We start from the raw sequence: 12829 nt of genomic DNA on the forward strand, positions 1-12829 counted from the left end.
TGGTTATGCGCTCAGCACTTCCACGCACGCTGATGGCGGCAGCCATCGCCCTCGCAGCGGCACTCCTCCCGGCCGAGCCCGCGTCCGCGGGAATCTGGCAGCTCTCCGACGGCTTCGAACCGGCGTCGAACCCGGCCGCCCGCTGGACGTTCACCGACCAGGGCGACTGCGACACCCCGTACTTCCAGAGCGTCGGGATCGCCTCGCCCCGTACCGGCACCGGCATGGCCGGCTTGCGCGTCAGCAACACCGGCGGGTGGTGCGCGATCGGCCGGACCATCTTCCTCACCCCGGTGCCCGCCCACCCCGGCGCCCGCTGTACCGCGGGCGTCTGGCTGGACCTGCGCAACGCCGCGGCAACCTTCAACCTGGAGGTCATCAACCCGGCCGACTGGACCTACATCGCCCTGAAGACGGTACCGGTGGACCAGACGGTGGACCCAGGCTGGCGCCTGCACACGGTGAGCTGGACCGCGCAGCGCTCCGATGTCGTGCTGCGGCTGACCGTGGCAAAGGCCTTCAACCACCAGTTCGCCCCACGCGCCGAACTCGACGACGTCGTCGTCCAGTGCGCCTACTGACTGCTCTGACTCAGTGAAAGTGGCACGCGTCCAGCTCGAAAGCCCTTGGCCGTGCCACCTTCATTGAGCCGGGACACAGTGGTGTGCCCCTGGTCTTGTGGAGGCGGGTTCTTGGATTCTTGTGCCACTCGTTGAGAGGAGATTGGCATGGGGGCCCCGAGCACCGCCGGAAGCAGCGCCCGGCCACCACCTGCTCCGTCTGCGCCTCTCAGGCGCCGTGGTGACAGGGTCCGCCGTGGTGCCTGGCCGTGTCGGCGGGCACGTTCAGTGTGGGGTTGCGGTCGAAGAACCCATAGGGCGTCAACGAGAATCTGGCATGGTCGACCGGCATCACCGGCCAGTCCTCAGGTCGCGGGAAGTGGGTCACGCCGAAGGTGTGCCACAGCACGATGTCTTCACCGTCCAGGGGGCGGTCGCCCGCGACATACGCCGGTAGGCCGTCGCCGCCCGGGTTCTGGTTGACGAACTCGCCTGCCGGATATCGCTCTTCGGACGCGTAGCGGGTGATCCACAGTTCTCGGGTGGTGAACGCCGCCCGGGCGGCGATTGAGGAGGAGGGGTCGGCCAGCAGGGTCGGGTTCTGCTCGGTGCGCAGGACGTAGCCGGTCGGCTGGCCGAGCCGGTTGGTGCGCTCGGTGCTCACGATGTGCCAGGTCCGCCCGACCGAGGCGTCCGCGCTGCGTACCCCCTGGGCCTCGCTGGCGATCCGGGTCCGGGTGTAGCTGAAGGCGTTGCCGTACGGGTTTTCCGATGAGAGCGGCACCCGGGCCGCGTCGACCTCGTCGACCGCGTTGCAGACGCCATCGACCATCATGTCGAGGCGGGCGCTGAACAGGTGCTGGTGGAACGGGGCGCCCAGGCCTGGCGCTACCTCGCCGGCGTAGGGCCATTCTCGTAGCCCGCGGTAGGCCGTGGTGAACAGGATGCCGGTGAGCTTGGCCTCGCACTCGATCCTGCCGTCGAGGTAGAGGTACCAGAAAAAGCCGTAGTCGTAGTTGCCGACCGTGGTGAAGAAGGAGATCACCAGGCGGCGCTGGCGGCGGACCTCGGCCGAGTTGGGGGTGTAGATGTCGGTGTGCTTCCAGAGCGTGCCGTAGTCCTCCTCGTGCAGGCAGATCGCGTTGGGGATCTGCTGCACGTTGCCGAGTTCGTCGGCCAGGTCGACGTCGACGTAGTGGATCTCGCCGAGACAGTCGCAGCCGTGGGTGAGCGAGTTCGCATACCGGCCGAAGAGGTATTCGCCGGCGTCGAAGTAGTTCTGCCAGAAGCGGACCGGCGCCGGGTCGCCGTAGGGCACGACCATCTCTGCGATGGAGGCGCGATAGATGACCGGCCGCAGCTCGCCGTCGTGGTCGGGGTCGGTGTAGGCCACATGGTGGAGCACCAGGCCTTCGCGGGCGTCGAAGCCGAAGTGCAAAGACCAGTTCGCCCAGGTGATCCGATCGCCCTGGACCTGGAACGACGGCCCGTCGGGCTGGGTGATCTCGATGGGTTTCAGGGTCTCCAACGGTGCCGGTCGCCCCTGCGGCAGGTGGAACGTGCTCGGCTCCTGCGGCAGCGGGAAGATACCGATGTCGATGACCTCGGTCGCCTTCTTCTCGATCAGGTCGACGTAGGCGCTCAGCCCGTCCACCGGGTGTGCCCAGACGTGGGCGTCGGGGGCGAGCGTGGCGAAGCAGAGCACCCGGATGATCCGCCTGCCCTTCTCGCCGGGCAGGCCGAAGACGCCGGCTGACAGCGGCGCGCATCTGACCTGCTCGGTGGTCAGGTCGCGCCTGGCCAGCGCCTCGACCCAGGCCGGTTCCTGGGCGAGGATTCCCTCGACCGACATGAACTCTTCGGCCATGATCGGCATCGCGCCGCGAGAGCCGTCGACATCGACGATCGTGGCGACCGCGCCGGTGGTGAGGTCGACGCTGACGTCTCGGGCGTCGCCGGTCGTGGTGTCGAGCAGCAGTACCCGCGCCTGGCGGTCGGGCCTTGGCCCGGTGCCGGCCTGGAAGGCGAGTACCTGCTGTTTGTGTGGTTCGAGTAGGCCGATGTAGACGAAGCGGACGCTCTCGCCGGCCAGGCCGGCCTCGCGTACCAGGGTGACGGTCTGCTCGATCTCGGTCGCGGTGAGGCTGGAGACCGGGGTGGTCAGGGGGGTCATGGGGTCCTTTCTCGGGTGGGTCGGCGTCGAGCCGCTCAACGCGACGCTCTGGGCAACAGCAGCGGGATCGAAAACGACGCGACGCCGTCGCTCTGGTCAACGACGGGACTGGCACTGGTACTGGAGGCATCCAACGGTCACATATACGGTTCATATGATCACTTAAAGTCACTATCCATGGTTGCGTCCTGCCGCGCAACTGGTGAAATGACCCAAACCCGCTCCGAGAAGACCCCAAACGGCGGTGTCGTTGCCGGTGCTGCCGTAGCTTCTGGGGCGGAGGGCGCTTTTTCACTGCCGTGGCGCCGGTGGCAGGGCGCGTTACGGACGCGCAGAGCCCGGCCTGCGCGCGGGCCTGTTCGGCACACGGTTATGCCTCTGCTGAGGTGCGGCAAGAGGTGAGGGGGTGGACCCGCCGACGCCGGCCGGGCGCCAGCCGCTGCGCGGGCCGCCTGCGCTGACGGCTCGAACCTAATGACTTCCGAGCTCCTCGGGCATCGTGCACACGGTGGCGATGACGACCGGGCTGGGCGGGGGCCGGAGCAGCACCTTACGCTCAGGGCGGTTGAACCCCAGCGCCCTGAGTTCTCTCTCACGATCGAACCCCAGGCGCCGGGGCCCCGCCGGGCCCCCGTCGGGCCTGCGCCGGAGAAGCGGCGGAGTCTTTTCGCATCCGCGGTGCTTGCCCGCCGAGAAACCACTCCATCAGCGCCGGGTCGGCATCCCACCCAGATTCACATCATCCCTTCCGCTGTCGCTTTCTGCCGCGGCCGGCCGTGTGGTTCCTGGCGGGGTTGTCGCGCGTTGTGGCAGGCAGGGTGATCTCTCGGTGGTTCGTCAGCAGCAGCCGGTGCTCGCCGCGGCGCCGACCGGCTGGTCCGGGGCCTGTTCCGCAGTCGGGCCGCAGGCGCACGGGGCCGAGGGGTCCTGGTCGGCGGTCGCGGACTTGCCCAGGACGTCGGCGTCGGCCTTGACCACGTACACCTCCCACGGCTCGGCGCCGGGAGCGGTCACCCACACCTTGTCCTGCAGGGCGTAGCAGCAGGAGGTGTCGTTCTCCTCGAAGGTGGCGAGCCCGGCGTCCTTCAGGCGCCGGGTGGCCGCCTCCACCTGGGCGGTGTCGGTGACCTCGACGCCCAGGTGGTCCAGGCGGGTGTCGTGGCCTTCCTCACCTTCCAGGAGCACCAGCTTCAGTGGCGGCTCGGCGATGGCGAAGTTGGCGTAACCGGGGCGGCGCTTGGCGGGTTCCACGCCGAACAGCTTGGAGTAGAAGGCGATCGAGCCCTCCAGGTCGGAGACGCGCAGGGCGAGCTGGACACGGGACATGGTGGTCCTCCAGGAGGTTCCGGCGGGTGGTGGCGGTCACCACTCGCGTCGCTGTTTCGATGGATATCTATTCAGCGGATGTCGCCAGCTTGCAATGGTGCTTAGAGATCTGTCAACTTAGAGCTATGTCGAAACAAGCGCTGCCGATCGTGGACCTGGCCGGGACCGACGAGGCCGGGCAGGCATGCTGCGCGCCGCTGGCGTGCGAGCCGCTGAACGCGGCCGAGGCCGAGGAGCTGGCGCCGTTGTTCAAGGCGATCGCCGATCCGGTGCGGCTGCGGCTGCTGTCGCTGATCGCCTGCCACGAGGGCGGCGAGGCGTGCGTATGCGACCTGACCAGTGCCTTCGAGCTGACCGGGCCGACCATCAGCCACCACCTGAAGGTGCTGCGCCAGGCCGGGCTGATCGACTGCGAACGGCGCGGCACCTGGGTCTACTACTGGGTCAACCCGGGTGTGCTGGCGCGGCTGTCGGCGATCCTGGGGCCGCGCATGCCGGCGATGGCGTGAGCGGCGCCGCGCAGGCACCGTCCGCCCCGGCGGGGACCGAAGCGGTGCCGCCGGTGCGGTTGTCGAGGCTGGACCGGTGGCTGCCGGTCTGGATCGCCGCCGCGATGGCCGCCGGGCTGGTGGCGGGCCGGGCGATCCCCGGTCTGGGCGCCGCCCTGGAGGTCGTGCAGGTCGACGGCATCTCGCTGCCGATCGCGCTGGGCCTGCTGGTGATGATGTATCCGGTGCTGGCCAAGGTCCGCTACGACCGGCTGGAGACGGTGACCGGTGACCGGCGGCTGCTGGTCACCTCGCTGGTGCTGAACTGGGTGGCCGGTCCCGCGCTGATGTTCGCCCTGGCCTGGCTCTTCCTGCCAGACCTGCCCGACTACCGCACCGGCCTGATCATCGTCGGGCTGGCCCGGTGTATCGCCATGGTCGTCATCTGGAACGACCTGGCCTGCGGGGACCGGGAGGCCGCCGCCGTGCTGGTCGCGCTCAACAGCGCCTTCCAGGTGATCGCCTTCGCCGGGCTCGGCTGGTTCTACCTGGTCGCGCTGCCTGGCCGGCTCGGCCTGCCCGCCGCCGCGCTGGACGTGTCCACCTGGGACATCGCCCGCTCCGTGCTCATCTTCCTCGGAATCCCGCTGGCGGCCGGATACCTCACTCGCCGCCTGGGGGAGAAGACCAAGGGCCGCACCTGGTACGAGACCCGTTTCCTGCCGAAGATCGGTCCGGTGGCGCTGTGGGGTCTGCTGTTCACCATCGTGATCCTGTTCGCCCTGCAGGGCGACGCGATCACCTCCAAGCCGCTCGACGTCGCGCGGATCGCGCTGCCGCTGCTGGTCTACTTCGCGCTCATGTGGGTCGGTGCCTTCGCCCTGGGCCACCTGGTCGGTCTGGGGTACGCGCGCACCGCGACGCTGGCGTTCACCGCGGCGGGCAACAACTTCGAACTCGCCATCGCGGTCGCGATCGCCACCTTCGGCGTCACCTCCGGCCAGGCCCTGGCCGGGGTGGTCGGCCCGCTGATCGAGGTGCCCGTCCTGCTCGCGCTGGTCTACCTCTCCCTGGCCCTGCGCCACCGCCTCGCCCGCGCGTGAGCCGAGAACCTCTGTTGTCCCTGTCCTTCGACCGGCTACGGGCCGCCGCCCGCTTTCAAGGAGCCTTCATGTCCACCCTTCCCGAGGTTCTGTTCGTCTGCGTGCACAACGCCGGACGTTCCCAGATGGCCGCCGCCCTGCTGGAGCACCACGCCGCCGGAAGTGTCACCGTCCGCTCGGCCGGATCCGCCCCCGCCGACTCCATCAACCCGGCCGTCATCACGGTCATGGACGAGCTCGGCCTGGACCTGACCCGCGCGTTCCCCAAACCGCTCACCGGCGAGGCAGTCCAGGCCGCCGACGTGGTCGTCACCATGGGCTGCGGCGACGCCTGCCCGATCTTCCCCGGCAAACGCTACCTGGACTGGCAGCTGGCCGACCCGGCCGGTCAGGGCGTCGAGCAGGTACGCCTCATCCGCGACGAGATCGATGCCAGGGTTCGCGCGCTGCTGGCCGAACTGGTCCCCGCCGCAGGCCGGGCATGACCACCACTGCGGGGCCACGCGTCACGGCCATGACCGCGAGGCATGGCGCGCAGGTGCTGGACATCTACCGACTTGGCATCGACGAAGGCCAGGCGACCTTCGAAACCGCCGTCCCGACCTGGGAACACTTTGTGGCGGCCAAGCTGCCCGCCCACAGTCACGTCGCCGTCGACACCGACACCGACACCGACAGCGACACCGACAGCGATCGGGACGGTGACCGGGTGCTGGGCTGGGTCGCGGCGACGGCGGTCTCCGACCGGTGCGCGTACGCCGGGGTGGTGGAGCACTCGGTCTACGTCCACCCCGAGGCCCGAGGACGCGGTGTCGGCTCCGCGCTGCTCGCGGCACTGATCGCCTCCACCGAGGCCGCCGGGATCTGGACGATCCAATCCGGCGTCTTCCCCGAGAACACCGCGAGCCTCGCCCTGCACGCACGCGCCGGGTTCCGGGTGATCGGCATCCGTGAGCGGATCGGACGCCACCACGGCGTCTGGCGTGACGTCGTACTGATCGAGCGCCGCAGCCCGGTCGTCTCCTGACTCGCACCCGAATCCGTCGGTGGGCGACCGCTTTTGAACGCGTTCAGCGTGCCGCGCTAGGCTGGCCTCACACGTTCTGGGGAGTCCGAATGAAAATAGTGATACCCGGAGGAAGCGGTCAGGTAGGCGCGATCTTGGATCGTGCGATGACCGCCGCAGGACATGACGTCGTGGTGCTGACCAGGCGCCCGATGCGGGAGCGCGATGTGGGCTGGGACGGGGAGACCCTGGGGCACTGGACGCGGGAGATCGACGGCAGCGACGTCGTGGTCAACCTGGCGGGGCGCAGCGTCGACTGCCGCTACACCGCCGCCAACCTCAGGGCGATGATGGACTCGCGCGTGCACTCCACCCGGGTCGTGGGCGAGGCGATCGCCGCCGCCGCGCGACCTCCCCGGGTCTGGTTGCAGATGAGCACCGCCACCGTCTACGCGCACCGCTTCGACGCGCCCAACGACGAGGCGACCGGTGTGATCGGCGGCGGCGAACCCGGTGTCCCGGACTACTGGGCCTACAGCGCCGAGATCGCGAAAGCGTGGGAGCGGGAGCAGGAACGGGCAGAAACCCCGCACACGCGCAAGGTCGCCCTGCGTACCGCGATGGTGATGAGTCCCGATCGCGGCGGTGTCCTCGACGTCCTGCTGCGGATGACGCGGCTCGGGCTCGGCGGTCCGATCGCGGGTGGCGCGCAGTACATGTCCTGGATCCACGACCGCGACTTCGTCCGCGCCGTCGAGTTCCTGGCCGAGCGGGACGACCTCGCCGGGCCGGTGAACCTCGCCGCCCCCGAGCCGCTGCCGCAGCGCGCCTTCATGCGCGCGCTGCGCGCGGCGTGGGGGATCCGGGTCGGCCTGCCCGCGACGAGGTGGATGGCCGGGCTCGGTGCGTTCGTGCTGCGCTCGGACACCGAACTCCTGCTGAAGAGCCGCCGGGTCGTCCCCGGCCGTCTGCTCGAAGCGGGCTTCACCTTCGACCACGCCCGCTGGCCGGAGGCCGCCGACGACCTCGTAAAGCGTGTGCGAGGAGGGGATCGCGTCCCGGTGTGAGCCTCCCGGGGGAGTGGACGGGCGTTCCGCGGCTCGTGCGGAGACGCTATCCCCGAGACGACGCCCCGCCGGTGTCCGGAGGAACCCCGAAGACCGCAGGATGGTCACTTTGCTGACGGGCTGGAACGCCGGAGAGCGCCGATCCCCTGCATGGGGATCGGCGCTCTCCGGTGTCTCAGGGATCAGGCGCGCCGCCAGCGCCAGTACGGGTCGCTGTTCTTGTACAGGCACCGGTACTTGCGGTTGGTGACCTTGGCGTACCCGTACTTTCCGCGTGCGGCCTTCGGGCAGAAGGCACCGGGGGTGATGCACCGCCAGACCTGCTTGTCCTGTCGGTACTGGCAGGCGGCGTGACTACCCGCTGAAACGGCGGGGGCCTGGGCGTGGAGGGTCGCCGCCGAGGCGGGCAGGGCTACGGCGGCCGGTGCGATCAGGGCGCTGCCGACCAGGGCCGCCGACACGAGCAGGTTCTTGAGCAAGGGAAGGCTCCGAGGGGAGGGAATATGTGCTCTTCCTATGACTCCTGGCAGGCCAAGCTGGTTTGCCGGGCATGTGGTGAGAATCCGGCTTTTTCTAGCGTGTTCACTCCCAGGCCGCCGCCCTGTTGGCTGGATGCCGAGGCGAGGCGATTCCTGCTAAAAATCAGATAGTCTGATTTCATGAAGGTGATGACTGCCACTGAGGCGTCTCGGAGCTTCGCGGTCGTTCTGGACGAGGCTGAGAGGGGGGAGACGATCGTGGTCACTCGCGGAGGTAAACGGATCGCGGTAATCGGTCCCGCGCCCGCGGCGCCGGGGCGTATGGTCAAAGCCTTCCTGGCCAGGGCCGCGGAGACGCTGGACGCCGACTTCGAGGCCGATGTCGCGATGGCCAGGGAGGCGGTCGACGACGAGATGAGGAGCACGTGGCCCGACGCCTGATCCTGGACACCGGCGTACTGATCGCGGCGGAGCGGGGCAAGGCCGCCGTGGACGCGGTGATCGGGGATGCCGACGATGTGGCGATCGCCGCGATCACCGTGGCCGAGCTGCTCGTCGGTGTGGAGCTGGCGGATGCGGCGCGTCGTCCCGGGCGACAGGCCTTCGTGGACGAGGTTCTGGCGTTGATACCGGTCGAGGAGTACACGGTGGACGTCGCCAAGGTGCACGCTCGCCTCCTGGCCGATGTGCGCCGCTCGGGGAAGGCACGGGGAGCGTACGATCTGCTGATCGCCGCGACGGCGGCCGCCACCGCGAGGACCGTGATCACGATGGATTCGTCCGCCGGGTTCGACGACCTGCCCGGAGTCCACGCGCAAGTCGTTTCCCGCTGAACGCCACAATGTCCGGTTTCCGCTGCTCTTGGGCGAAATGCATGCGCGAGGTGGTGGAAACGACCGGAGTCGGCCGGACCGGATGAAACGGAAGCCGACGAAGCCGGGATCCCCCGTGCTCAGCCGCAGTGGCTCCAGCCGCTCTTCCAGGACCGTGATCCGTACGAACCGCCCCAGATCACGCACTTCTTCCCGGCGGGAAGCCGTACGGGACCCGCGTAGGCGGTGAATTTACCGGGGTCGCTAGCGGCGGAGCCGCCCTTCACCTGGAGGATCGCGTTCATCGCGACCTTGGAGGAGGTCACGTATCGGGCCATCGTGACGACGCAGTTCTTGCCCTGGGCGGCGTTGTAGAGGAGATAGACGGTCGCCGCGTTGCCCAGCGCCCTGGAGTTGATCACCTTGTAGCCGCCGCCGCAGACGCCGGTGGCCGTGTGGGGGTTGGGCCTCCGCGGTGGCTCGGTGGTGGGTTTCGCCGTCGGTTTCGCCGTGGGTGTCGGGGACGGCGAGGGCTTGGAGGGGGCGCTCGGCTGCGGCGAGGTCGTCGGTCCTGGAGTCTGTGCGGGGGAGTTGTCGGGTTTCGCCGTCGGCTTCTCCGTCCCCCCGGCCGGATCCTCGTCCGGCCGGGGGGACGGCCGCGCGGTGCGCCGGGACGGAGAGGACGTGATCGCGGGGGCCGTCTCGGTTCTCTCCTCCGCCTCGGAAACCCTTTCCGAGGGCTGGGAGGACTCCTTCGGAACCTCGGGGACGAGCGTCGGATCGGGCTCCGGCTCCGTGACCTCCGACGCGGTGGGGGTCGCCGCCGGCCGCGTCGCCGCGGCCTTCCCGTTGTCCTGGAAGAGCACCACGGCCCCCGCGGTCGCGCCGAGCGCGGCCACGACCGCCACTCCGGCGAGCAGGAGCCCTGCGGGCCGGGGCCTCTTTCTTGCGTGGAGATCGGGACCGTTCGGACCTGATCCGCCCGGCGACGGTCCGGTCTGTGATGGCCCGCCCTGGTTCGGTCCGGCCTGGTGTGGTGGGCCGTACCCGCCCTGTACGCCCGGTCGCGGGGGCGTCGCGGACGTGGGGCCGGTGGCGGGAGCGGAACCGGGACCGGTCGCGGCAGTGGCGCCGGGTGCGGGGCCGAGATGGGGGAGGGCGGCCGGGTGCGGGACGGGGCCGGTGGGGGCCGCGCCCATCAGGTGGCTGACGAGCTGTTCGGCGGTGGGGCGCGAGGCGGGGTCCTTGGACAGGCAGGCCGCGACCAGGTCGCGCAGCGGTCCCTCAAGCGTGCCCAGTTCCGGCTGCGCGTTCAGGATCCGGTTGATCACGATCGCGATGGAGTCCTGGCCGAACGCGGGGCTGCCGGTCGCGGCGAAGACCATCGTGACGCCCCAGGCGAACACGTCGGCCGCGGGTGTCACCTCGCCGGGGCCGAGCTGCTCGGGCGCGAGGTAGGAGGGGGTCCCCATCGCGACACCGGTCGCCGTCATCCCCGGCGCGTCCAGTGCCCTGGCGATGCCGAAGTCGATCACCACCGGGCCCTCGGGCCCCATCAGCACGTTGGCGGGCTTGAAGTCGCGGTGCAGGATGCCCGCGCGGTGGATCGCCGACAGCGCGGTGGCCGTACTGACGGCTAGACGTTCCAGGGACGCGCCGCGCCGGGGACCCTCTCGGTCGACCAGCAGGCGCAGGGACGGGCCTGGGACGTACTCGCTCACGATGTACGGGCGGCTGCCGGCGAGGTCGGCGTGGAGCACGGCGGCGGTGCAGAACCTGGCGACCCGCTGCGCGACCGACACCTCGCGCAGGAAGCGGGCTCTGGCCTCGGGGTCGCCGACCAGCCCGTGGTGCAGGAGCTTGACGGCGACCTGCTCGCCCTCGGGCCCCCGCCCGAGGTAGACGACTCCCTGGCCGCCCTCGCCGAGCCGTCCGATCAGCTCGAACGGGCCCAGTCGCGGTGGATCCCCCTCGATGAGCGGCGCCGTCACGATGTCCCCCCGAACACGATGTCCCCGAACAAAACCCAAAAAAGGTTTAGATGGGGCAGAACGCTACCAGCGTGAACGGTGAAGGAGATCCCCTCGGGGGTGGAGGCCCGGGTTACTCCGGGATCCCATGACGCCGTCGACGCCGTGCCTCGGAGCTCTCGCGATCTCGCGCCGCGACGACCGGGGAGGCGGGGAATCCGGGGCAGGTCCCCTCAAAGGCCCGCTCAGATCGCCTTGCCCGGGTTGAGGATGCCGAGCGGGTCGAAGACCTGCTTGATCCCGTGGTGGATCTCCTCGGTGACCGGGCCGGTCTCCAGCGCGAGCCAGCGCCGTTTGAGCAGCCCGACGCCGTGCTCGCCGGTGAGGGTGCCCCCCATCTCCAGGGTCTCCCTGAAGAGCTCGTCGGCCGCCGCCCACACCTGCGGCGGTGGCTCGGTCAGGGCGTGGTCGAAGATGAAGACCGGGTGCAGGTTGCCGTCGCCCGCGTGCGCGACCGTGGTGATCAGCACGTCGTGCTTGACGGCGATCGCCTCGATCTTCTCGATCATGTACGGCAGCGAGGAACGCGGCACGCACACGTCCTCCACCAGGCACTTGCCCAGCCGTTCCTTCGCCTGGTAGGCCATCCGCCGGACCCCGATCAGCTCCTCGGCCTCCTGCGCCGACGACGACACCGCGACGAAGGCCGCTCCGTTGGCGGTGCAGAGCTCGGCCATCCGCTCGGAGACGACGGGCCCGTCGGCCGCGTCCGACTGCGCGATCAGCATCGCCCTGGTCGACTCCTCAAGCCCGATGTTCCGCCAGTCGTCGATGGCCTTGAGCGTGTTGCGGTCGAGCATCTCCATCAGCGACGGCTGGCATCCGGCCGCGATGATCGCCGAGACGGCGGCCGCGGCGTCCCTGAGCGAGGTGAACTCGGCCGCGATCGTCGCCGGGTAGACCGAAGGCGCCCTGCGCAGCCGCACCGTCGCCGCGGTGATCACTCCGAGGGTGCCCTCGGAGCCGACGAACAGCCCGGTCAGGTCGTATCCGGTCACGCCCTTCACCGTGCGCCTGCCGGTGTTGATCACCCGCCCGTCGGCGAGCACGACCTCCAGGCCCATCGCCGAGTCGCGGGTCACGCCGTACTTCACGCACCGCAGCCCGCCCGCGTTGGTGGCGAGGTTGCCGCCGATGGTGGAGATCTCGTACGAGGAGGGGTCGGGGGCGTACATCAGCCCGTGCTCGCGGGCGGCCCGGTCCAGGTCGGCGGTGATGACGCCCGGCTCGACCACGGCCATCTCGTCGGCGGGGGAGAGCTCCCTGATCGCCGCCATCCTGTGCAGCGCGAGCACGACGCATCCCTCGACGGCGGTCGCCCCGCCCGCCAGCCCGGTCCCGGCGCCCCTGGGGACGACGGGCACCCGGTGCTCGGTGGCCCATCTCATCACGGCGACCACGTCGTCCCTGGTGTGGGCGAGCACCACGGCGAGCGGTTTGCCCGGCTCCAGGAAGGTCCGGTCACGCGCGTAGGAGTCGGTCACGTCGGGATCGGTCAGCACCTTCTCCGGTGCGAGCGCGGCGGCGAGTGCGGAGATTGCGGTCACATATTGGACTTTACGGCCTATGCCAACGTGCCTTCTCCGGACAAAACGCGTTTTATTGCAGTTTCGCAACATCATTTGGTCTCTTGACTCTTCCTTTACTTTCTCGTCTAACGTCCCCGTTCGGCGCGCTCATACGGCGCGCCGGTGGTGGACGCGTCCGGTGAACCCGGGCGGCAGGAAGGGGACACGTTGTCCGGCAGAGTCAGGAGCGGGAGCGCTCGCAGGCGCCTTCTCGCGA

At 69.7% G+C, this 12829-nt stretch carries 13 protein-coding genes; 8 read left to right on the forward strand and 5 right to left on the reverse strand.

Features of this window, described 5'->3' with window-relative positions; all coding sequences use genetic code 11:
• Positions 1–5: 5 nt before the first annotated feature.
• Positions 6–581: a hypothetical protein gene (locus tag AB0B90_RS10090; protein WP_350943973.1), complete on the forward strand. Its 576-nt coding sequence runs from the start codon at positions 6–8 to the stop codon at positions 579–581.
• 208 nt (positions 582–789) lie between these two features.
• Here AB0B90_RS10090 and AB0B90_RS10095 read toward each other — a convergent pair whose 3' ends face one another.
• Entirely contained in the window at positions 790–2733 is a 1944-nt protein-coding gene (locus AB0B90_RS10095; RefSeq protein WP_362922032.1) for a primary-amine oxidase, read from the reverse strand.
• An 837-nt stretch (positions 2734–3570) separates the two neighbouring features.
• Positions 3571–4059, reverse strand: a complete 489-nt coding sequence (locus tag AB0B90_RS10100) for an ArsI/CadI family heavy metal resistance metalloenzyme (protein WP_362922034.1) — start codon at positions 4057–4059, stop codon at positions 3571–3573.
• 125 nt (positions 4060–4184) lie between these two features.
• Here AB0B90_RS10100 and AB0B90_RS10105 point away from each other — a divergent pair, with 125 nt between their 5' ends.
• The 5 genes from AB0B90_RS10105 (at position 4185) to AB0B90_RS10125 (ending at position 7723) form a co-directional block, all read left to right on the forward strand.
• Positions 4185–4568, forward strand: coding sequence for a metalloregulator ArsR/SmtB family transcription factor (locus AB0B90_RS10105; protein ID WP_362922036.1), 384 nt, complete (start codon positions 4185–4187; stop codon positions 4566–4568).
• A complete protein-coding gene (gene arsB / locus AB0B90_RS10110; RefSeq protein ID WP_350943968.1) occupies positions 4565–5650 on the forward strand; it encodes an ACR3 family arsenite efflux transporter in 1086 nt (361 codons plus the stop codon). Before AB0B90_RS10105 ends, arsB begins: the two co-directional genes overlap by 4 nt.
• Positions 5651–5718: 68 nt before the next feature.
• Positions 5719–6135 carry an arsenate reductase ArsC gene (locus AB0B90_RS10115; protein WP_350943966.1) on the forward strand — a complete coding sequence of 139 codons (417 nt, stop codon included), beginning with the start codon at positions 5719–5721 and terminating at the stop codon, positions 6133–6135.
• Positions 6136–6164: 29 nt separating this feature from the next.
• Positions 6165–6677: an N-acetyltransferase family protein gene (locus AB0B90_RS10120; RefSeq protein ID WP_362922039.1), complete on the forward strand. Its 513-nt coding sequence runs from the start codon at positions 6165–6167 to the stop codon at positions 6675–6677.
• An 89-nt stretch (positions 6678–6766) separates the two neighbouring features.
• The gene (locus AB0B90_RS10125; RefSeq protein ID WP_362922041.1) at positions 6767–7723 is read left to right on the forward strand and encodes a TIGR01777 family oxidoreductase; all 957 of its coding nucleotides are present in this window, start codon (positions 6767–6769) and stop codon (positions 7721–7723) included.
• 182 nt (positions 7724–7905) lie between these two features.
• Here AB0B90_RS10125 and AB0B90_RS10130 read toward each other — a convergent pair whose 3' ends face one another.
• A complete protein-coding gene (locus tag AB0B90_RS10130; RefSeq protein WP_350943960.1) occupies positions 7906–8202 on the reverse strand; it encodes a hypothetical protein in 297 nt (98 codons plus the stop codon).
• A 180-nt stretch (positions 8203–8382) separates the two neighbouring features.
• Between AB0B90_RS10130 and AB0B90_RS10135 the strand changes: the two genes are divergently transcribed.
• Together AB0B90_RS10135 and AB0B90_RS10140 are read left to right on the forward strand one after the other, a co-directional pair.
• Positions 8383–8643, forward strand: coding sequence for a type II toxin-antitoxin system prevent-host-death family antitoxin (locus AB0B90_RS10135; RefSeq protein ID WP_350943959.1), 261 nt, complete (start codon positions 8383–8385; stop codon positions 8641–8643).
• Positions 8628–9035, forward strand: coding sequence for a PIN domain-containing protein (locus AB0B90_RS10140; RefSeq protein WP_350943958.1), 408 nt, complete (start codon positions 8628–8630; stop codon positions 9033–9035). Before AB0B90_RS10135 ends, AB0B90_RS10140 begins: the two co-directional genes overlap by 16 nt.
• Before the next feature lie 119 nt (positions 9036–9154).
• Here AB0B90_RS10140 and AB0B90_RS10145 read toward each other — a convergent pair whose 3' ends face one another.
• Both AB0B90_RS10145 and AB0B90_RS10150 read right to left on the reverse strand, forming a co-directional pair.
• A complete protein-coding gene (locus tag AB0B90_RS10145; protein ID WP_350943956.1) occupies positions 9155–11005 on the reverse strand; it encodes a protein kinase in 1851 nt (616 codons plus the stop codon).
• A gap of 224 nt (positions 11006–11229) precedes the next feature.
• On the reverse strand, positions 11230–12591 hold the full coding sequence (locus tag AB0B90_RS10150; RefSeq protein WP_350943955.1) for an FAD-linked oxidase C-terminal domain-containing protein: 1362 nt from the start codon (positions 12589–12591) through the stop codon (positions 11230–11232).
• Between the last annotated feature and the right edge of the window lie 238 nt (positions 12592–12829).

The organism is Streptosporangium sp. NPDC049078 (assembly GCF_040648855.1).
In the GTDB taxonomy this organism is placed as follows: Bacteria; Actinomycetota; Actinomycetes; order Streptosporangiales; family Streptosporangiaceae; genus Streptosporangium.